Below are 19,343 nucleotides of genomic sequence, written 5' to 3' on the forward strand. Positions count from 1 at the left end.
TACGCCATGACAAACAATTCCACAGTAAAAGATACCGTACAAAGCGTGATCTACTTAGAAACAGAAGCGCTGACCGCGCATCCCGAAATGAAAATGACTGGCATGCGCGGCGTTATAGTCCGGTCCTAACGCGTTGCCGTAATAGCGACAACCGCTGGTAAGCAACGCCCGTAGCCAGGGATGATATGTCGCATCATGCCACCCTTTCAGCACGCTGATACGTCGGCCATCGGATAATCGGAAACCGCTGATGTCCAGCGCTTCCGCCGTGGCATGTTCACTGCGCCGCGCGTGCTGACGATGGTAAATATTACGACAGGCAAAACTGCCTAAATGATCGATTTGCCGAAGGTCGTCTCCCAGCATCTGGCGAGCCAGCGGTTTCACCTGCTGTTGCAGATACAGCGCACTGCTCAGCGCCAGCGGACAGCTGGCGAGAAAGCTGCTGCTCAGTTTTACCGTACCAAAGTCGCGTACCCGAACCACGTTTTGCAGAGGGCACGCTCCCTCGCTGTCGGCAACCGGATGGCTGGTGATAAGCTGGCGGTGATTAGCCTCCTCCAGCAGCGTGGCGCATTTTGCGGGCGTTAACCGCCGCAACTTATACTGGCTGATTAATCCCGGCGGGTCCTCCAGACGCAGCGGCGCCAGCGGATTATATTGCGAAGGCAGATAACGGTATCCGTAAAACCCTGCCGCCAGCAGCGCCAACAGCGCGATAAAGCCTTTTTGTTTCACGCCATCTCCCAATGCTTCACCAGATGAATATTATGGCAGCCAGGCGGCGCTTTCACATGTTATGTTATGCCCTTTGATGTCATCAGGATGAAAGTTGAAATGGCTAAGATGAGGGTTGGGATCGTTTTTGGCGGGAAGTCTGCAGAACATGAAGTGTCGCTACAATCAGCGAAAAATATCGTTGAGGCGATTGATAAAACGCGTTTTGACGTGGTTCTGCTGGGGATTGATAAGCAAGGGCAATGGCATATCAACGACGCCAGTAACTATCTGCTGAATCCGCAGGACCCCGCCCACATCGCCCTGCGTCCATCCGATATTACACTGGCGCAGATTCCCGGACGCGAAGCGCAGCAGTTGATTAACGCGGACAGCGGTCAGCCGCTGGCAGCTATCGATGTAATCTTCCCCATCGTTCACGGTACGCTCGGAGAAGATGGCTCCCTGCAAGGCATGCTGCGGATGGCTAACTTACCCTTTGTGGGTTCCGACGTACTCAGTTCTGCCGCCTGCATGGACAAAGATGTCACCAAGCGCCTGTTGCGCGATGCCGGTTTGTCGGTTGCGCCTTTTATCACCCTGACCCGCGCCAACCGCAGCCTGGTAAGCTTTGCCGATGTGCAGGCGCAACTGGGCCTGCCGCTGTTCGTTAAACCGGCGAATCAGGGCTCCTCGGTGGGCGTCAGCAAGGTGAACAGCGCAGAGCAGTATCAGCAGGCCGTCGTTCTGGCCTTTGAATTTGACCATAAAGTGGTGGTTGAACAGGGAATTAAAGGGCGGGAGATCGAGTGCGCGATACTGGGCAACGATCGTCCGCAGGCCAGCACCTGTGGCGAAATCGTTCTCAATAGCGAATTCTACGCCTACGACACCAAATACATTGACGATCAGGGCGCGCAGGTTGTGGTTCCGGCGGCAATCGACAGCGATGTCAATGATAAAATTCGCGATATCGCCGTACGCGCCTATCAGACCCTCGGCTGCAGCGGTATGGCCCGCGTCGATGTTTTTCTGACCGCCGATAACGAAGTGGTGATCAACGAAATCAACACCCTGCCGGGCTTTACCAATATCAGCATGTATCCAAAACTGTGGCAGGCCAGCGGCCTGGACTACACCAGCCTGATTAGCCGACTGATTGATCTGGCGCTGGAGCGCCATGCCGCCGACCGCGCGCTAAAAACATCAATGAATTAATCACGGGCAGCGGGTAGATTTGCCCGGTAAGGCATTCACCGCCGCCGGGCAAAAATATGTGTACGATATTCATTGAGGAACTGATATCAGCTTTGCGCTTCCTCGACCGGACGGCGGCGAATAATAAGCCCGGCAATCCAGAAACTGATCGCCCATGTCACCAGTCCCACCGCGTAAGAGCGCCAGCCTTCGGTTTCACCCCCCAGCAGCCCGATCACGCCATTCAGAATAAAAATCAACCCCAGCGCGACCGCATAGTAGTGCCAGTCACGGCGAATTTTTTCAGTGAGTTTCATAACCACTCCGACAACAAAAAAAGCATCTTCGCATAACCGCCATCACGGATCTGTAGCCGGGTTGAGAATTATCGCGCATTGGGATATCGGTCTATATTTCACGAATGTGTCGCAGGTTCGCAAATGGGTGAAATCAGGAACATTCCTGGACGGAAATTACCAGCAATCTGATACTGCAATCCCTCCGCCATTGCCACAATAGCCGCCATATAGCCGTTATCAAAACGGCAGGAAAGCGAAGTACGGAGGTAAATATGGCAGAGTTCACCTTTGCAAAGACCGTTACTGGCGGCAAAAAAAGGGGCTCTGGCACCGGCAGCAACATCGCTTACGCTCTGTTTGTGCTGTTTTGCTTCTGGGCCGGAGCGCAAATGCTGAGCATGCTGATCCACGCTCCCGGCGTTTTTGAGCATCTGATCCAAATGCAGGATAACCGCTACCCGCGAGTCGAAATAGGCTTCCTGGTCGGGACCCTGTTTGGTCTGATCCCGTTTCTGCTCGGTTGCCTGTTAATTGCACTATGCGGGCTGATTTTCCGCTGGCGCAGCCACCACTAACGGCGCGCCATACAGTTCGCCCGCCGCTCGTCAACGCGTTTAGCGAACCAGGCGGTGGTCAAATTACGGGTGATTTTCGGGCTCTCAAGCCGGATCCCCGGCAGCACCTCTCGCGGTAGCCTTTTACCGGCTTTTTTATCCGCAATCCGGAACACATTTTTGTAGAGATCGCTCTCTTCAAAGGCCAGAGAATCACCCTTTTTCAACTGACGATGGATATCATCATCGCTCATTGCCAACTGTGCGGATAAACGGCGCACCGCCTGTTCGGTGGCGCCAGCCGCGTCGCTATCGTAGCGAATTAAATCGCCATCCAGCGCCAGCTTCACGCCCGTTGCCTTAGAGACCGCATTCTGGAAAGCGGCATTGCGGCTGGCGTACCAACCGGCATTGAAATCGGCAAAGCGATACAGCGGCACGCTATAGTTCGCCGGGTAGTTCAACAGGTGATACGTACCGAACCACAGCCCACCGCGCAGGCTGAATACCTCCTGACGCACGGTACCCTCGATTTTCCACGGATAACCGTCGGTATGCTGCTGAGCGAAAGCGATGCTGACCTGCATCGGGCCGCCGGTATGCACCGGATTCAGCGAGCCAAACAGGGTCTGCCCCATCGGCACCATGCCGATAAAATCATCAAAAATCGCGCTCAGCTGTTTTTCAGTTTTCACGTTATCGAGGCGTTCGCTATAGCTTTTGCCATCAGGCGAACCGATTTTCAGCGCGGTATGCACCAGAAACAGCGGAATATGCATTTTTTCCGCCCGACGATCGATCTCCTGCCAGGCGATTTTACTTAACCCAGGTACCACTGGATCTGACTGATAGTTAGACTCCTGCTGCGCCACCGCCAGTACGGAACAGACGTTCTCTTCCGTCGGCGCCAGCTTCTGGCTGGCAAAGGTTTTGGCGATAGCCTGCGCCCAGGCCTCCCGGTCTTTCACGCTGGCAGGCATTTTCTGCCGCACCACCGCCGCAACATCCACCGCTTTTTCTCCCTCCTTCAGCACCGGCGTCGGCTTGCTGGAACAGGCGCTGAGGACGATACCGGCCAGTAGCGTCAGGGTGAGAGACGTAATTCTGGATTGCGCTACCGGCATAAACCATCCTTGAGTTGATTAACTTAATGTTTGCGTAACGGGCTGCAGCGCTTTGCCATCCAGCTCGCGCTCGAAGCTGCGCAGACGTTTGTAGATGGACATCAGTTCCACCAACGTAGTCCAGGAGCTAATCAGATACTGGAACGAGCCGCGAACCTGGCCAAAAACGTTGGTTATCTGGGTCATCAGGCCCAGCGTAATCGTACCGGCAACAATCGACGGAAACAGCAGGAACAAACCGAAAACGTTATCCACCTGCAGATACAGAATACGCGCGATATTGAAGTACATATAGTGGAAATAGAGACGGAAATAGTTGCGACGCACGGCGCTGAACAGTTCACGTACCGTCGGTGGCGTGGCGCGGGATCCATCATCCTCGCCGTACACCAGCTCTTTACGATAGGCCGCCTCGACACGCTGGTTTTTAAACTCCAGGCCCGGTAGCTTAATCCCCACCACCGCCAGCAGCCCCGTCCCCATCAGCGACCACAGGATAGCCGCAATCACCAGACCGTATGGCAAATGGCCGACAATCGGCAGATCCGGCACATGTTGAGAGAGCGTGACCAGCACTGGCAAAAAGGCAATAAGCGTCATCACCGCATTGATAAAACTCACGCCCATATCTTCCAGCGTTGAGGCAAAGCGCATGGTGTCTTCCTGTACACGCTGCGCGGCGCCTTCGATATGGCGCAGATGCTGCCAGTGCGCCATATAATGCTCGTTCATGGCGGTGCGCCAGCGGAAGACATAATGGCTGACGAAGAAGTTATTCAGCACGCCAATAACGACCGCGATTAAGGCTATGCCGAGAAAAACACCCGTTTCCTGATAAAACTGGTTAATGCTGACTTTATGCGGCGTCGCCAGCGCGCTCTGAATCAGATCGTAGAACGGCGCATACCAGGCGTTAACCGCCACCCCGACTTCAACGAGGAACCAGGTGACAAAAATAATCAGAGACGTGCCGAGAATCGACCAGTATTGCCAGCGGTGCGGACAGTAAATGAACCAGAACAGGGCAAAAACGCCGACGCAAAACGCATAATAGGCGTAAAACACCAGATAGTTGAGCGACCAAAAACGCGCTGCGCTGATGGCGACATTTGACGATGCACCGGCTAACCGCAGCAGCCAGTCGCCGCCTCCCGCCTGCCAAAAGATCACGGCCAACAGCGACCAGATAAAGGCAGAAATAAAAAACGGCCCCGGATTGGGGAAAAAGGATTTAAACATCGTGCTCTCCTGCTAACTTCTTTCTCGTTTTGTTGAGCTATGCACCGCGAAAAGCGCCCGCCGCAGAGCCATCGCGGCAAAGCAAAGTGGGCGCAGTATGAGACCGGATATCAGCGACTTAGTTCGTCTGCCATCCGCTAAGAATTGTTTCTGTGGGTTTCACGTGTAAAGGATTGCCAGGAACTGTCAGCGTACGCCACACTTCGTTGTAGTGGGCAATCAGCGTGGTCGCCTGCGCCGCCGGGCGGTTGGCGGTAGTGTGGGCATCTTCGGCAACGGTAATCGCATAGCCGCGACTGCTGCCGTTTTTGATGGTGGTATCCAGGCAGTAATCCGTCGCACAGCCGCAAATCACAAACTGCCTGATGTTATGGGCGCGCAGCACCTCTTCCAGCCGGGTGTGGTAAAAGGCATCGCAGGCGGTCTTGGTGACGTACAGCGCGTCGGCGGGTTGTTGCAGTTCAGGCAGCAATTCAAAGCCTTCGCTCCCCTCTTCCAGCCCTCCCGCTTCGTTGTGCTGAATGAAGATAACGGTATCCGCAGCATTTATCAGGCGGTTAATTTGCGCAGCGCAGCGCTCGCGCTCAATCCGCGGCGTCGCGAAAACGCCATTTTGCATATCCACTACCATTACGACCCGTTTATCCGCCATCGTCTTTTTCGCCCCATCATTAACCAGGCGATCATCATACCTGCGCGCGGGTAACATCGGCTATCCAAAAGCGTAAAAAAGGTTTTTTACGCCGCGTTACGTTTTTCCGCACAGATTAGCGTGATTCCCGCTTTGTTCGGCAACGCTTCGTAGTATAAATACGCACTATGTTTTTCTTCATCAGGATGGATCTCCCGTTGAAACGTAGTCTGCTCATTTTTGCTGCGCTATGCGTGGCCTCGTGGACATCGGCCCAGGCCGCGCAACCGAGCGTCGACCCGGAATTCGCCGCAGATGTTGTCGACCGTTACGCTAACCATATTTATTACGGCAGCGGCGCGATCGGCATGGCGCTTGTGGTTATTGATGGTAATCAGCGCGTATTCCGCAGCTTCGGCGAGACGCGTCCTGGCAACAATACGCGTCCACAGCTTGATTCTGTGATTCGTATCGCCTCCCTAAGTAAGCTGATGACCAGCGAAATGCTGGTCAAACTGCTTGACCAGGGAATAGTGAAGCTCAACGACCCGCTGAGCAAATACGCCCCGCCTGGGGCCAGGGTGCCGACTTATCATGGCACGCCAATCAGGCTGGTCAATCTGGCGACGCACACCAGCGCCCTGCCGCGCGAACAGCCCGGCGGCGCCGCGCACCGTCCGGTGTTCGTCTGGCCAACGCGCCAACAGCGCTGGAACTGGTTATCAACGGCAACGCTGAAAGCCGCCCCCGGCACCCAGGCCGCCTACTCCAACCTCGCGTTCGACCTACTGGCCGACGCGCTCTCTACCGCCGCAGGCAAACCCTATACTCAGCTATTTGAAGAGCAGATCACCCGTCCATTAGGGATGAAGGACACCACCTTTACGCCTTCACCGGATCAATGCCGACGATTGATGATCCCAGAAAAAGGGGCCAGTCCGTGCAACAACACCCTTGCGGCCATCGGCAGCGGCGGCGTCTATTCCACGCCTGGCGATATGATGCGCTGGATGCAACAGTTCCTCTCCTCCGATTTTTTCACTCGCGGACGGCAGGCGGATCGCATGCAAACGTTGATTTATCAGCGTAGCCAGTTGACGAAAGTCATCGGGATGGATGTACCGGGCAAAGCGGATGCGCTGGGCCTCGGTTGGGTCTATATGAAACCGAAAAACGGCCTGCCGGGAATTATTCAGAAGACTGGTGGCGGCGGCGGATTTATCACCTATATGGCGATGAATCCGCAGGCGAATGTCGGGGCATTTGTGGTGGTCACTCGTTCCTCTTTAACGCGTTTCAATAATATGAGCGACGGCATCAATGCGCTGATCGGCGAATTAAGTGGCGTCCGCCCTGCGTTAGAGACGGCCAGCCAGTAGTCTGGGGGATGTTTTCCGGCGATTGATAAGGATCGTTTTGGTGAAACATCCCGGCCTCAATTCAGGTAAACTTGTTCTTTTCATTTCATTTCACAAAATCAGGCAAACCATGACAGATTTGATCACTCGCCCCCGCCGCCTGCGTAAATCCGCTTCGCTACGCGCCATGTTTGAAGAGACAACACTGAGTTTGAACGACCTGGTGTTGCCGATCTTTGTTGAAGAAGAAATCGACGATTACAAAGCTATTGACGCCATGCCCGGCGTGATGCGTATTCCGGAAAGACACCTGGCACGCGAGATCGAACGCATCGCCAACGCCGGTGTCCGTTCGGTGATGACCTTCGGGATCTCCCATCATACCGATGCCATCGGCAGCGATACCTGGAACGAAAACGGACTGGTGGCGCGCATGTCCCGCATCTGCAAAGACGCGGTGCCGGAGATGATTGTCATGTCCGATACCTGCTTCTGCGAATACACTTCCCACGGGCATTGCGGCGTGTTGTGTGACCACGGTGTCGATAACGATAAAACGCTTGAAAATCTCGGTAAGCAGGCGGTGGTTGCCGCCGCCGCCGGCGCGGATTTTATCGCCCCTTCCGCCGCGATGGACGGTCAGGTGCAGGCGATTCGCCAGGCGCTGGATACCGCCGGATTTACGGATACGGCGATTATGTCCTATTCCACTAAATTTGCGTCATCGTTTTACGGCCCGTTCCGCGAAGCCGCCGGAACCGCGCTGAAAGGCGATCGTAAGACCTATCAAATGAGCCCGATGAACCGCCGCGAAGCGATCCGCGAATCGTTGCTTGATGAAGCCCAGGGCGCCGATTGCCTGATGGTTAAACCGGCCGGTCCGTACCTCGACATTCTGCGCGATCTGCGTGAGCGTACCAACCTGCCGCTGGGGGCGTATCAGGTGAGCGGTGAATACGCGATGATTAAATTCGCCGCTCAGGCCGGCGCCATTGATGAAGAAAAAGTGGTGCTGGAAAGCTTAGGCGCCATCAAACGGGCCGGTGCGGATCTGATCTTCAGCTACTTCGCCCTTGATCTGGCTGAAAAGAACATCCTGCGTTAATTCAGCGATTGTCGTCTCTCCGGTGGCGCAGTGCGCCACCTGGAGCCGCGAAATCTTCATTCAACTGTAATCTGAGCGACATCTGCGCCTTCTACTGTCTGGGCAGGACGAAGGAGGTGCCATCATGTTTAGTCTCGACAATGTACTCGATGACCTGTGGCCTCAGGCTAGGCCTGCGCCCTGGCAAAAAAAGGTGCTGAAAAAGCTCCTGCATGAGGAAGAGTTTCAACAATTTGCCGCGCGTCATCCTCACCTGAAAGGACTGGATACGGTCGAACAGGTACTTGAACATCTCAATATCCGCTGCGCTGTCCCGGCGCACGATCTCGAACAAATCCCCGAACATGGCCCGTTGGTCATTATCGCCAACCATCCCACCGGCACGCTTGACGGTCTGGCGCTGCTCTATGCGGTCTCCCGGGTGCGTCGCGATGTCAAAGTGGTCGCCAACCGTATGCTGACGCATCTTGAGCCGCTGAGCTCGCTGTTTATTCCGGTCGATAACATTCATGGTCGTACCGCCAAAGCGGCGCTACAGCAAATGGATCAGCAGTTGCAAAACGGCGGCGTGCTGATTTTCTTCCCGGCGGGCGAAGTTTCACGCCTGACCTGCCGCGGCATCCGTGATAAAAGATGGCACTGCGGATTTATTAAACTGGCGGCCAAATATCGCGCTCCGCTGCTTCCGGCATGGATCCACGCACGCAACAGCGCGCTGTTTTACGCCAGCACGCTGGTTTCCGCTAACCTCCCGCTACTCCTGCTGATGCCGCAAATGTTCCGCCGCCGCAACAGCAGCCTGCCGGTCAACATCGGCCAACAAATTGCCTGGTCAAGCTGGTTCGATCCTCTGAGATCCTCTCGTGAGTTGACCGAGCGCTGCTATCACCATCTGGAACAGTTTGCAAAAGGGCTTCCTGGCGTATTCAAAACCGAAAGCGCTATCGCCCGCCCGGAAGACCGCGCCCTGCTTAAGCGCGAGCTGAATAAAGCGGAAACACTGGGGCGAACGGCGGATGGAAAAGTGATTTATCTCTGGCAACGTAATGGTCAGGAAGAGGCCCCGGTGCTGCGCGAGCTTGGCCGCCTGCGGGAAATCGCCTTTCGCGCGGTAGGCGAAGGCAGCGGAAAACGTCGCGACATTGACGGCTATGATGACGACTATCTGCATCTGATACTGTGGGATGAAGAAGACCTTGAGATCGTCGGCGCTTACCGTTTTATGCCAACCGCGATGCAGTTGGAAAAGCGCGGTCTGGAAGGCATCTACAGCTACAGTCTGTTCCATTACGACGCGCGTATGGCCGATATTCTTCAGTACGGTATCGAGCTGGGCCGCAGCTTTATCCAGCCACGTTACTGGGGACGCCGCGGGCTGGACTATTTGTGGTCGGGTATCGGCGCTTATCTGGCGCGCTACCCGCACTATCGTTATCTGTTTGGACCGGTTTCCATTTCCGGTGGGCTACCGCCGACAGCGCGCGATCTGCTGGTGGCGTTTTACCGGCTGTGGTTCCCCGCAACGCACCCGCTGGCTAAGTCCCGCCGCCCGTATCCCGCTTCGCTGCCCGATGTGCTGGCGCAGTTTTGCGGTGAGGATTACAACGATGATTTAGTGCGCCTGAAATCTCTGCTCGGCAATCTCGGCTGCGCGATCCCGCCGCTGTATAAGCAATATTCGGAAGTATGCGAACCGGGAGGCGTGCAGTTTATCGATTTCGGCAGCGACCCGGATTTTAATAACTGCGTGGATGGTCTGGTGCTGGTGGATTTAACCTATCTGAAAGCGAATCGCTATCAGCGCTATATTGGCGCGCATCTGGAATCCCGGAAGACGGCATAATCACCGATTTTATCTCTCTCGCTTCCGGAGAGAGGAATGGGGTGACGGTATCACGCACGGGTGAAACGACCACCCGGCGCTGCTTCCGGCTACTGAGCACGATAATAAGGCTTATCTCCCAGAATCGTCGCCCGGTGCATAATGCGCCGCTGCGGCAGGTAATCAGCGTTGGCATAATGCTGGGTGACGCGGTTATCCCAGATGGCTACGTCATCAGGCTGCCAGCGCCAGCGCACCTGAAACTCCGGTTTTGTGATGTGCGCAAACAAGAATCCAAGCAGCGCCTCGCTCTCTTTCGCCGTCACATCGACAATTCGCGTGGTAAAGCCTTCATTCACAAACAGCGCCTGTTTGCCGCTCACCGGATGGGTACGCACCACCGGATGCAGCAAAGGCGGATGTTTTGCTACCGCCTCAAGCCAGCGCTGATGCTCCTCATTAGTTTTGCGGTATTTGTATTCCGGGAACGATTTACGGAAATCATGCTCCGCCCGCAAACCGCTCAGCAACTGGCGAAACGGTTCGGAAAGCGCGTCATATGCGGCAATACCGCTGGTCCATAGCGTATCCCCGCCGGTAGAGGGCAGTTCCTTTGCCGCCAGAATCGCCCCTGCTGGCGGCGTCTCAATAAAGGTCACATCGGTGTGCCAGTTATCGTTATCCGGCGGGTTATCGTTATGGGTATCCAGCACGATAATCTCTTCGACGCCTTCGGCGTGGGGATAGACCGGATGAATATGCAGATCGCCAAAACGCTGTGCCAGCGCGCGCTGTTGCTGCGGCGTGATGGCTTGTTCACGCAGAAAAACCACCTGGTGGCGCAGCACCGCGTGATACAGCTGTTCAAACTGGTTATCGCTCAGCGGACGAGCCAGATCCACGCCGGAAATCCGCGCCCCAATATACGGCCCCAGCGGGCTAATACTCAGACGTTCACTCATTGTATTTCTCCATGCCAGGGCGTCAGGCGGCGCTGAAGCGCACGCAGACCCAGTGCTAAAATAAACGCGTTCACCGCAAATACAGGGTCGTTACGCGTCGATGGCGCTTTTCGCTAACGCCGTGACCATATCCGGGTGTTTTTCCGAGAAGCTACTCATCCAGCGTCGGCAATAAGTACGTTACGCGATGAAATCCCCATTCTTGTCTGCTCCCCTGTCTTGTTATGGGGGCAGTATTTCGTTGCGGCCGAGTTTGATAAAGGAATTAAAAATTCTGGCTAATAGCAAAGCGTTTTTAGAAAAAAAACGGGAATGGTTAGTGTGGAAATGTATTTAGCATTGAGCTGTAGGCCGGATCAGGGGCTTGCGCCACCATCCGGCAATCCATGCCTGATGGCGCTGCGCTTATCAGGCCTACAACACCCTGCAAATTATTGCGATTTTGTTACATTCATTGCATAACCGCAGTTGACTGATTGCCAGCGCAGTGGGGGCAGGCATCATAGAGGCATTATTCGGCAAGAGAGTAAGCATATGATTCGTGTGGTGCTGGTTGATGACCATGTGGTGGTGCGTTCCGGCTTTGCGCAATTGTTAAGTCTTGAAGACGATCTGGAGGTGGCAGGCCAGTTCAGCAGCGCGGCGGAAGCCTGGTCCGCATTATTGCGCGATGACGTTAACGTCGCGGTGCTGGATATCGCGATGCCGGACGAAAACGGGCTAAGCCTGTTAAAGCGCCTGCGCGCGAAAAAACCCGCTTTTCGCGCCATTATCCTCAGTATTTACAACACGCCGGCGTTCGTGCAAAGCGCGCTGGATGCAGGCGCCAGCGGCTATCTCACCAAACGCTGCGGGCCGGAAGAGCTGGTTCAGGCGGTGCGCTCCGTCGGCATGGGCGGCCACTATCTGTGCGCCGATGCGTTGCGGGCATTACGCGGCGGCGAACAGCCGGCGCAGGTGCTGGAGGTATTAACCCCTCGCGAACGCGAAGTCTTTGATTTACTGGTCAAAGGCGACAGTGTGAAAGAGATCGCGTTCAAACTGGACCTCAGCCATAAAACCGTTCATGTCCACCGTGCTAACGTACTGGGTAAATTGCAGTGCCACAGTACCATCGAGCTGGTGCATTTCGCCCTCGACCACCAGTTGCTGACGGGGCACTGATGTCTCGCGGCGTGCGTTACTGGGTGATCTCACTGTTTATCCTGCTGGCCTGGGGAACAGGTTGGCTGATGCTATGGACGCTGGGCTTTTACCTGACCCATAACGGCCAACAGGCGGCGCTCTTTTTGCCGCACGGCGTTTATCTTGCGCTGTTGATTTTACTCTCCCGCCGTTACTGGCCCGCGCTGATACTGCCGCCGGTGCTGATGCCGTTATGGCTCCATAGCGAGCAATTGCTCAGCGGCTACGTCCTGCTGGCGGCGCCGCTGATCTGCCTGATCCCGGCCAGCATCGGACAAAAATTCTGGCACCGTTTTCCTCTGTACTGGCAGCGTCTCACGCTGCTGCTGGCCGCCGTCACGCTGGCCTCGCTGCTGAATACCGCCCTGCTGTCGCCCTTTATAAAAAGCCCGGCGATGCTGACTGGCCTGGCGTCGTTTACCGGCGGCGTGCTGCTCACCCCCTTTGTTTATCTGGTATTTGAATTTTTACGCCAGCAGCACCGTTATCATCTGTTGGGGCTGGATACCAACAACCCGCCGCTGCGCACTTCGCTGATCATCTGGTGCAGCCTGTTCTTTATTATCGGCATCGGCACGCAAATGGTGCTGTCGCCGGAAATTGAACGCCTGCTGCTGATCGTGGTGTTCCTGCCTAACGTGGTGATGGCGTGGAAGTTTGGCTGGCAGGGCGGCGTGCTCTCCGGCCTGCTGGGCAGCATGATGATCACCATCGCCCGCCAGGTCGGCGTCGGGTTTAACAACCTGGTCGAGCTGGAGATTTTTCTCGCTACCCAGGCGCTACTCGGCATAGGGCTGGGGATCGCCATCAGCCGCCAGCAGCATCTGGCGCAAAACCTGCACCACTATCGCCAGCGTCTGGAAGCAGAGCTGGCGGCGCGCCGGGCGCTGACCGAAAAGCTGATCCACACCGAAGAGGATACACGCAAAAACCTGGCGCGCGAGCTGCACGACGAGATCGGCCAGAACATCACCGCCATTCAGATCCAGTCACAGCTGGTGAAACGGGCGCGCGATCCGGTGCAGACGCAGGCCGCCGCCAGCCAGATAAACGATCTCGCCCGCCGTATTCACCACTCTACCCGCCAGCTGTTACGCCAGCTACGTCCCCCCGCGCTGGATGAACTGTCGTTTCAGGAAGCACTGCTTCATCTGGTTAACGAATTCGCCTTCCCCGAGCGAGGGATTCGCTGCCAGTTTGAATATCGCCTTACGCATACCCCGGAAAATGAAACCATCAGGTTTACCCTCTACCGCCTGTTGCAGGAACTGCTGAACAACGTCTGCAAACACGCCGAAGCCAGTGAAGTCTCGATTCTGTTACGCCAGCAGAAACAGACCCTCTATCTGGAAGTACGGGACAACGGCACCGGCATCCAGCCTGAAAACGTACCGGGATTCGGCATTCAAGGGATACGCGAACGGGTTAACGCGTTGGGCGGCGAACTGATGCTCGAATCGCGGCGCGGCACGCGGGTAATTGTTAACCTGCCCACAAATTTGCAACAAACCGCGCACTAGCCAGGAAAAAGTCTTAGTCACTCCAGACTTTCTCCCATCCCCTTTCACTTTCGTTTTCCTATAGTCAGCACAAACGGAGACGGTCATGCCCCCACGCTCAGTCACTGACATCAACCAGCATTACCGCACGCTGCGGCCACACTTGCTGATGTACATGGTCATCGGATACGCCGCGTTTTATCTGACGCGCAAAAGCGTGAATTACGTGCTTCCGGCGCTGCAAACGGATCTGGGACTCGATAAAGGCGATATCGGCCTGTTGGGTTCACTGTTTTACCTGACCTACGGCCTATCGAAGTTTACCGCCGGGCTGTGGCACGACAGCCATGGGCAGCGCTGGTTTATGGGCGTCGGCCTGTTCGCCACCGGTCTGCTGAATGTGGTGTTCGCCTTTGGCGAGTCGCTGACGCTGCTGCTGGCGGTCTGGACGCTGAACGGTTTCTTTCAGGGCTGGGGATGGCCGCCCTGCGCCCGACTGCTGACCCACTGGTATTCTCGCAACGAGCGCGGCTTCTGGTGGGGCTGCTGGAATATGTCGATCAACATCGGCGGGGCGATTATCCCGCTGATTAGCGCTTTCGCCGCCCACTGGTGGGGCTGGCAGGCGGCGATGCTGGCGCCGGGGATCATCAGCATGGCATTAGGTATCTGGCTCACACTACAGCTGAAAGGCACGCCGCAGGAAGAGGGCTTACCGTCAGTAGGTACCTGGCGTAATGACCCGTTAGAGCTACGCCAGGAGCAACAAAGCCCGCCGATGGGACTGTGGCAAATGTTACGCACCACGATGCTGAAAAACCCGATGATCTGGCTACTGGGCGTCTCCTATGTGCTGGTCTACCTGATCCGCATCGCCCTTAACGACTGGGGCAATATCTGGCTCACGGAAAGCCACGGCGTCAATCTGCTCAGCGCCAACGCCACAGTGATGTTGTTTGAAATGGGCGGCCTGCTCGGCGCGTTGTTCGCCGGCTGGGGGTCGGATTTGCTGTTCAGCGGCCAGCGCGCGCCGATGATTTTGCTGTTCACGCTGGGGTTGATGGTGTCCGTCGCCGCGTTGTGGTTAGCGCCGGTACACCATTACGCACTGCTGGCGGTCTGTTTCTTTACGGTGGGCTTTTTCGTTTTTGGCCCGCAAATGTTGATTGGCCTTGCCGCCGTCGAGTGCGGGCACAAAGCGGCGGCCGGTTCCATCACCGGGTTTCTCGGCCTGTTCGCCTATCTGGGAGCAGCGCTGGCGGGCTGGCCTCTGTCGCGGGTCATTGAACGCTACGGCTGGTCGGGCATGTTCAGTCTGCTCTCGATCACTGCCGTACTGATGGGTTTATTGCTGATGCCGCTGTTGATGGCGGGCATCACTACTTCGCTAAGTCAAAGGATAAAACAATGAAACTGACGCTTACCTCTACCCTGATTGCATCCGGCATTGCGCTGGCAACCTTAACCGGCGCCGCGCAGGCCAAAGGCCGCCTGGTGGTTTATTGCAGCGCCACCAACGAAATGTGCGAAGCGGAAACCAAAGCGTTTGGCGACAAATATGACGTCAAAACGTCGTTTATTCGCAACGGCTCCGGCAGTACGCTGGCGAAAGTCGACGCCGAGAAGAAAAACCCGCAGGCGGACGTCTGGTACGGCGGGACGCTGGATCCGCAGTCTCAGGCCGGTGAAATGGGGCTGCTGCAACCCTACAAGTCACCCAATCTTGAGCAGATCATGGAAAAATTCCGCGATCCGGCGAAGCTAAAAGGCAACTACTCCTCGGCGGTGTATGTCGGTATTCTCGGTTTTGGCGTCAACACCCAGCGCCTGAAAGAGAAAAATCTGCCGGTGCCAAAATGCTGGAAGGATCTGACCAAACCGGAATACAAAGGCGAGATCCAGATTGCCGACCCGCAAAGTTCAGGCACCGCGTATACCGCGCTGGCGACCTTCGCCCAGCTATGGGGAGAAGATCAGGCCTTTGATTACCTGAAACAGCTCAACGCCAACGTCTCTCAGTACACCAAATCCGGTATTGCCCCGGCACGTAACGCCGCCCGTGGCGAAACCGCTATCGGCATCGGCTTCCTGCACGACTATTCGCTGGAAAAAGAACAGGGCGCGCCGCTGGAGCTGATCTCTCCGTGCGAAGGCACCGGATATGAAATTGGCGGCGTCAGCATTCTGAAAGGCGCGCGTAATCTTGATAACGCCAAACTGTTCGTGGACTGGGTGCTGTCAAAAGATGCCCAGGAGCTGGCGTGGAAAAAAGGCAAGTCTTATCAGATCCTGACCAATACCACCGCAGAAACGTCACCAAACTCGCTGAAGCTCGACAACCTGAAACTGATCAACTACGACATGGATAAATACGGTTCGACCGATGTCCGTAAGGCGTTGATCAATAAGTGGGTTAGCGAAGTGAAGATGGGTAAATAAGCCCACATTTGCGTTCATTTGCCGGGTGGCGGCGTAAACGCCTTACCCGGCCTACGACACCGGAACCGCTATGTCACACACACTTGCACACCATCCCGTGAAAAAACGGGATGCGATATTCTTTTGGGTTCTGCTGGGCTGGCTGGCGTTTGCCCTGCTGCCGAGCTGGAGCCTGGATTACGGCCTGCTGGAGTCCACGGGCGATGAAATCCTTGAGTCCTACGGCTGGTCACAGCGCAATATCAGTTGGCTGTGGTATCTGCTGCCAAGCCTGCTGCTGATTCGCCCGTTCCATGAAGCCAGGCGCGAACAGCGCAGCCGCCATTACCTTGATGCGGGCTGGGCGCTGTTGTGTATGGCCTTTATCGTCGTCAGCGCCACCGTTGAAGGCCGTGGTTTAGGCTACGCCACTATCGTGCTGTTCGTCGCGCTGGGCGCGATCATGACGCTGGCGTTGACCCGTCTGGAATGGCTGGGCGGCGATCGCTTCGTGATCGGCTCACTCACCGCCATTGTGGCGCTGATCGGCGTCTTTATCGTCTGGCCGAGTATCGCGATTTTCATCCCGATGTTCACCAACGACGCCGGTGAATTTGCCCCGCTGGCGTTTATAGCGGTGCTGTCGCAGGCGCATATTGTCCAGGTGATCCTTAACTCCATCGCCCTGTCGATTGCGGTGGGCGTAGGCTGTACCTTCTTCGGCCTGGTGCTGGCGATTTACACCACCCGCATCGCCAGACGCAGCGCCGTTATTGGCCGCATCTTCTCGATTCTGCCAATCGTCACGCCGCCGTTTGTCGTGGGTTTAGGCGTTACGCTGATGATGGGACGCTCCGGCTACGTCACCGAATTGATGGTCGAGTGGTTCGGGCTAACCAACACCAACTGGCTGTACGGGTTTACCGGCATCTGGCTGGCGCAGGTGCTGGCCTTTACGCCGATGGCGTTTATGATCCTCGACGGGGCAATCAAAACTATCCATCCATCGCTGGAAGAAGCGTCATATACCCTGCGCGCCAGCCGCTGGCAGACCTTTAACGGCGTATTTGTCCCGCTGCTGAAACCCGCGCTGGCCAACGCGTTCTTAATTGTTATCGTCCAGTCGCTGGCCGACTTCAGTAACCCGCTGGTGCTCGGCGGTAACTTCGACGTGCTGGCGACGCAGATCTATTTCTATATCACCGGTTCGCAGCTTGATTATCAGGCCGCCAGTACGCTGGGCGCGTTCCTGCTGCTGTTCTCGCTGCTGGTGTTCTGTGTGCAGTATATGTGGATCGGTAAGCGCTCTTACGTCACGGTCTCCGGGAAATCGTACCGTGGCGACGTCCAGCCGCTGCCGATCACCCTGGTGTGGAGCGTCATCGCCATTCTGGCCGTGTGGATAGCCTTCAACGCCCTGCTCTATGGCAGCATTTTCTACGGTAGCTTCACCGTCAACTGGGGCGTGGATTACACCCTGACGCTGGCGAACTTTATCAAGCTGTTCGGCCAGGGAATGAGCGACGGCGCGTGGCCTTCCCTGCTTGATACGTTGCTCTACGCCGGAATTGCCGCGCCGATCACCGCCATCTTCGGTCTGCTGATCGCCTGGATTGTGGTACGCCAGCAGTTCAAAGGCAAAAAGACTATCGAGTTCACCACCATGCTGTGCTTCGCCGTACCGGGCACCGTGGCGGGCGTGTCGTACATCCTCGCCTTTAACAGCGCCCCGGTGTACCTCACCGGAACGGCGGCGATTGTGATTATTTCGATGGTGATGCGTAACGTGCCGGTTGGGATTCGCGCCGGGATCGCCGGATTAGGCCAGATCGATAAATCGCTGGATGAAGCGTCGCTCAGCCTGCGCGCCGGGAGCTTGCGCACCATCACGCACATCCTGCTGCCGCTGCTGCGCCCGGCGATCCTCTCAGCGCTGATCTACAGCTTTGTGCGCGCCATTACCACCGTCAGCGCCATTGTATTCCTCGTCACGCCAGACACCCGCGTGGCGACGGCCTACATCCTCAACCGCGTGGAAGACGGCGAATACGGCGTGGCGATCGCCTACGGCTCGATTCTGATCGTGGTGATGCTGGCGATTATTTTCATCTTTGACTGGCTGATCGGGGAAGCGCGTATCTCCCGTTCAAAAGCCAAAAACCAGGCGTAATGGAGCGCACTATGAGTCAGAAAAATTTTGTTGAACTGCGCAACGTCACCAAACGATTCGGCAGCAACACGGTTATCGATAATATCAATCTCACCATCCCGCAGGGGCAAATGGTGACGCTGCTCGGCCCTTCCGGCTGCGGCAAAACGACCATTTTGCGTCTGGTGGCCGGGCTGGAAAAACCGAGCGAAGGACAGATTTTCATTGATGGCGAAGACGTCACCCATCGCTCTATTCAGCAGCGTGATATCTGTATGGTCTTTCAGTCTTATGCCCTGTTCCCGCACATGTCGCTGGGGGAAAACGTCGGCTACGGTCTGAAGATGCTTGGCGTGTCGCGCAGCGAAGTGAAAGCCCGTGTGCAAGAGGCGCTGGCGATGGTGGATCTGGAAGGATTCGAAGACCGCTATGTTGATCAGATCTCCGGCGGTCAGCAGCAGCGCGTGGCGCTGGCGCGCGCGCTGATCCTCAAGCCGAAGGTGCTGCTGTTTGATGAGCCGTTAAGTAACCTTGACGCCAACCTGCGTCGCAGCATGCGCGACAAGATCCGCGAACTGCAAAAGCAGTTTGATATCACCTCGCTGTACGTCACCCACGATCAGAGCGAAGCCTTTGCGGTTTCGGATACCGTACTGGTGATGAACAAGGGACATATTATGCAGATCGGTTCGCCGCAGGATCTCTACCGTCAACCTGCCTCACGCTTTATGGCGAGCTTTATGGGCGATGCCAACCTGTTCCCGGCGACGTTCAGTCAGGAGTATGTGGATATCTACGGCTATCGGCTGCCGCGCCCGGCGCACTTTGCCGCCCAGGGTTCCGGCACCGTTGGCGTGCGCCCGGAAGCGATTACCTTGAGCGATCGCGGCGAAGAGAGCCAGCGCTGTGTGATTCAGCATGTCGCCTATATGGGGCCGCAGTATGAGGTGACGGTGGCGTGGCACGGACAGGAGATTTTATTGCAGGTTAACGCCACCCGATTGCAGCCGGACGTGGGGGAAAATTATTACCTCGAAATCCACCCGTACGGGATGTTTGTTTTAGCAGACGCAGTGTAATTGAT

Annotated in this window: 17 protein-coding genes and 1 pseudogene; 11 read left to right on the forward strand and 7 right to left on the reverse strand. The window is 56.2% G+C overall.

Annotated features, from left to right (window positions below; translation table 11 throughout):
* Nucleotides 1-54 precede the first annotated feature (54 nt).
* Nucleotides 55-738: an extensin family protein gene (locus FN037_RS06800; protein WP_142501791.1), complete on the reverse strand. Its 684-nt coding sequence runs from the start codon at nt 736-738 to the stop codon at nt 55-57.
* 99 nt (nt 739-837) lie between these two features.
* Between FN037_RS06800 and ddlA the strand changes: the two genes are divergently transcribed.
* Nucleotides 838-1,935, forward strand: a complete 1,098-nt coding sequence (ddlA, locus tag FN037_RS06805) for a D-alanine--D-alanine ligase (protein WP_138358251.1) — start codon at nt 838-840, stop codon at nt 1,933-1,935.
* An 86-nt stretch (nt 1,936-2,021) separates the two neighbouring features.
* Here ddlA and FN037_RS06810 read toward each other — a convergent pair whose 3' ends face one another.
* Nucleotides 2,022-2,231: a DUF2754 family protein gene (locus FN037_RS06810; protein ID WP_138358253.1), complete on the reverse strand. Its 210-nt coding sequence runs from the start codon at nt 2,229-2,231 to the stop codon at nt 2,022-2,024.
* Nucleotides 2,232-2,485: 254 nt separating this feature from the next.
* Between FN037_RS06810 and FN037_RS06815 the strand changes: the two genes are divergently transcribed.
* Entirely contained in the window at nt 2,486-2,788 is a 303-nt protein-coding gene (locus tag FN037_RS06815) for a DUF2755 family protein (RefSeq protein WP_138358255.1), read from the forward strand.
* On the opposite strand, the gene FN037_RS06820 is transcribed toward FN037_RS06815, so the two are convergent.
* The 3 genes from FN037_RS06820 to FN037_RS06830 all read right to left on the reverse strand — a co-directional run bounded on the left by FN037_RS06820 (nt 2,785) and on the right by FN037_RS06830 (nt 5,761).
* Nucleotides 2,785-3,891 (reverse strand): DUF1615 domain-containing protein, encoded by a 1,107-nt coding sequence (locus tag FN037_RS06820; RefSeq protein WP_142501792.1) that lies wholly within the window; start codon nt 3,889-3,891, stop codon nt 2,785-2,787. The two genes, FN037_RS06815 and FN037_RS06820, sit on opposite strands and share 4 nt — an antisense overlap.
* Before the next feature lie 18 nt (nt 3,892-3,909).
* Nucleotides 3,910-5,130 carry a peptide antibiotic transporter SbmA gene (sbmA, locus tag FN037_RS06825; RefSeq protein ID WP_138358259.1) on the reverse strand — a complete coding sequence of 407 codons (1,221 nt, stop codon included), beginning with the start codon at nt 5,128-5,130 and terminating at the stop codon, nt 3,910-3,912.
* Between the two features lie 118 nt (nt 5,131-5,248).
* A complete protein-coding gene (locus FN037_RS06830; RefSeq protein ID WP_171034794.1) occupies nt 5,249-5,761 on the reverse strand; it encodes an isochorismatase family protein in 513 nt (170 codons plus the stop codon).
* A gap of 218 nt (nt 5,762-5,979) precedes the next feature.
* Here FN037_RS06830 and ampH point away from each other — a divergent pair, with 218 nt between their 5' ends.
* From ampH to FN037_RS06845, 3 genes are all read left to right on the forward strand, one after another.
* Nucleotides 5,980-7,140: a D-alanyl-D-alanine-carboxypeptidase/endopeptidase AmpH gene (gene ampH / locus FN037_RS06835; protein WP_138358263.1), complete on the forward strand. Its 1,161-nt coding sequence runs from the start codon at nt 5,980-5,982 to the stop codon at nt 7,138-7,140.
* A gap of 109 nt (nt 7,141-7,249) precedes the next feature.
* A complete protein-coding gene (hemB, locus tag FN037_RS06840) occupies nt 7,250-8,224 on the forward strand; it encodes a porphobilinogen synthase (protein WP_138358265.1) in 975 nt (324 codons plus the stop codon).
* Between the two features lie 124 nt (nt 8,225-8,348).
* Nucleotides 8,349-10,067 carry a lysophospholipid acyltransferase family protein gene (locus FN037_RS06845; RefSeq protein WP_142501793.1) on the forward strand — a complete coding sequence of 573 codons (1,719 nt, stop codon included), beginning with the start codon at nt 8,349-8,351 and terminating at the stop codon, nt 10,065-10,067.
* Between the two features lie 89 nt (nt 10,068-10,156).
* On the opposite strand, the gene tauD is transcribed toward FN037_RS06845, so the two are convergent.
* Nucleotides 10,157-11,008 carry a taurine dioxygenase gene (gene tauD, locus FN037_RS06850; RefSeq protein ID WP_142501794.1) on the reverse strand — a complete coding sequence of 284 codons (852 nt, stop codon included), beginning with the start codon at nt 11,006-11,008 and terminating at the stop codon, nt 10,157-10,159.
* A pseudogene (locus FN037_RS06855) lies at nt 11,005-11,091 on the reverse strand (taurine transporter subunit); the annotation flags it as partial. The gene tauD and the pseudogene FN037_RS06855, both read right to left, overlap by 4 nt.
* A 451-nt stretch (nt 11,092-11,542) precedes the next feature.
* On the opposite strand from FN037_RS06855, the gene FN037_RS06860 reads away from it, so the two are divergent.
* From FN037_RS06860 to fbpC, 6 genes are all read left to right on the forward strand, one after another.
* Entirely contained in the window at nt 11,543-12,172 is a 630-nt protein-coding gene (locus FN037_RS06860; RefSeq protein WP_138358271.1) for a response regulator transcription factor, read from the forward strand.
* Nucleotides 12,172-13,713, forward strand: a complete 1,542-nt coding sequence (locus FN037_RS06865; RefSeq protein ID WP_142501795.1) for an MASE1 domain-containing protein — start codon at nt 12,172-12,174, stop codon at nt 13,711-13,713. The genes FN037_RS06860 and FN037_RS06865 overlap by 1 nt, the downstream gene beginning before the upstream one ends.
* An 85-nt stretch (nt 13,714-13,798) precedes the next feature.
* Nucleotides 13,799-15,103, forward strand: coding sequence for an MFS transporter family glucose-6-phosphate receptor UhpC (uhpC, locus tag FN037_RS06870; protein ID WP_142501796.1), 1,305 nt, complete (start codon nt 13,799-13,801; stop codon nt 15,101-15,103).
* The gene (locus FN037_RS06875; RefSeq protein WP_142501797.1) at nt 15,100-16,131 is read left to right on the forward strand and encodes an ABC transporter substrate-binding protein; all 1,032 of its coding nucleotides are present in this window, start codon (nt 15,100-15,102) and stop codon (nt 16,129-16,131) included. The genes uhpC and FN037_RS06875 overlap by 4 nt, the downstream gene beginning before the upstream one ends.
* Before the next feature lie 70 nt (nt 16,132-16,201).
* Complete coding sequence (locus FN037_RS06880; protein ID WP_142501798.1) at nt 16,202-18,280, forward strand: ABC transporter permease; 2,079 nt, start codon at nt 16,202-16,204, stop codon at nt 18,278-18,280.
* An 11-nt stretch (nt 18,281-18,291) separates the two neighbouring features.
* Nucleotides 18,292-19,338 carry a ferric ABC transporter ATP-binding protein gene (gene fbpC / locus FN037_RS06885; RefSeq protein WP_024130614.1) on the forward strand — a complete coding sequence of 349 codons (1,047 nt, stop codon included), beginning with the start codon at nt 18,292-18,294 and terminating at the stop codon, nt 19,336-19,338.
* Nucleotides 19,339-19,343: the final 5 nt, after the last annotated feature.

The organism is Klebsiella sp. 2680 (assembly GCF_900198535.1).
In the GTDB taxonomy this organism is placed as follows: domain Bacteria; phylum Pseudomonadota; class Gammaproteobacteria; order Enterobacterales; family Enterobacteriaceae; genus Klebsiella; species Klebsiella indica.

Bases quoted from the DNA above. Each gene is read 5' to 3' on its own strand.
- ddlA (WP_138358251.1), top strand. From the start codon at position 838: ATGGCTAAGATGAGGGTTGGGATCGTTTTTGGCGGGAAGTCTGCAGAA.
- FN037_RS06810 (WP_138358253.1), bottom strand. From the start codon at position 2,231: ATGAAACTCACTGAAAAAATTCGCCGTGACTGGCACTACTATGCGGTC.
- FN037_RS06815 (WP_138358255.1), top strand. From the start codon at position 2,486: ATGGCAGAGTTCACCTTTGCAAAGACCGTTACTGGCGGCAAAAAAAGG.
- FN037_RS06820 (WP_142501792.1), bottom strand. From the start codon at position 3,891: ATGCCGGTAGCGCAATCCAGAATTACGTCTCTCACCCTGACGCTACTG.
- sbmA (WP_138358259.1), bottom strand. From the start codon at position 5,130: ATGTTTAAATCCTTTTTCCCCAATCCGGGGCCGTTTTTTATTTCTGCC.
- FN037_RS06830 (WP_171034794.1), bottom strand. From the start codon at position 5,761: ATGGTAGTGGATATGCAAAATGGCGTTTTCGCGACGCCGCGGATTGAG.
- hemB (WP_138358265.1), top strand. From the start codon at position 7,250: ATGACAGATTTGATCACTCGCCCCCGCCGCCTGCGTAAATCCGCTTCG.
- FN037_RS06845 (WP_142501793.1), top strand. From the start codon at position 8,349: ATGTTTAGTCTCGACAATGTACTCGATGACCTGTGGCCTCAGGCTAGG.
- tauD (WP_142501794.1), bottom strand. From the start codon at position 11,008: ATGAGTGAACGTCTGAGTATTAGCCCGCTGGGGCCGTATATTGGGGCG.
- FN037_RS06860 (WP_138358271.1), top strand. From the start codon at position 11,543: ATGATTCGTGTGGTGCTGGTTGATGACCATGTGGTGGTGCGTTCCGGC.
- FN037_RS06865 (WP_142501795.1), top strand. From the start codon at position 12,172: ATGTCTCGCGGCGTGCGTTACTGGGTGATCTCACTGTTTATCCTGCTG.
- uhpC (WP_142501796.1), top strand. From the start codon at position 13,799: ATGCCCCCACGCTCAGTCACTGACATCAACCAGCATTACCGCACGCTG.
- FN037_RS06875 (WP_142501797.1), top strand. From the start codon at position 15,100: ATGAAACTGACGCTTACCTCTACCCTGATTGCATCCGGCATTGCGCTG.
- FN037_RS06880 (WP_142501798.1), top strand. From the start codon at position 16,202: ATGTCACACACACTTGCACACCATCCCGTGAAAAAACGGGATGCGATA.
- fbpC (WP_024130614.1), top strand. From the start codon at position 18,292: ATGAGTCAGAAAAATTTTGTTGAACTGCGCAACGTCACCAAACGATTC.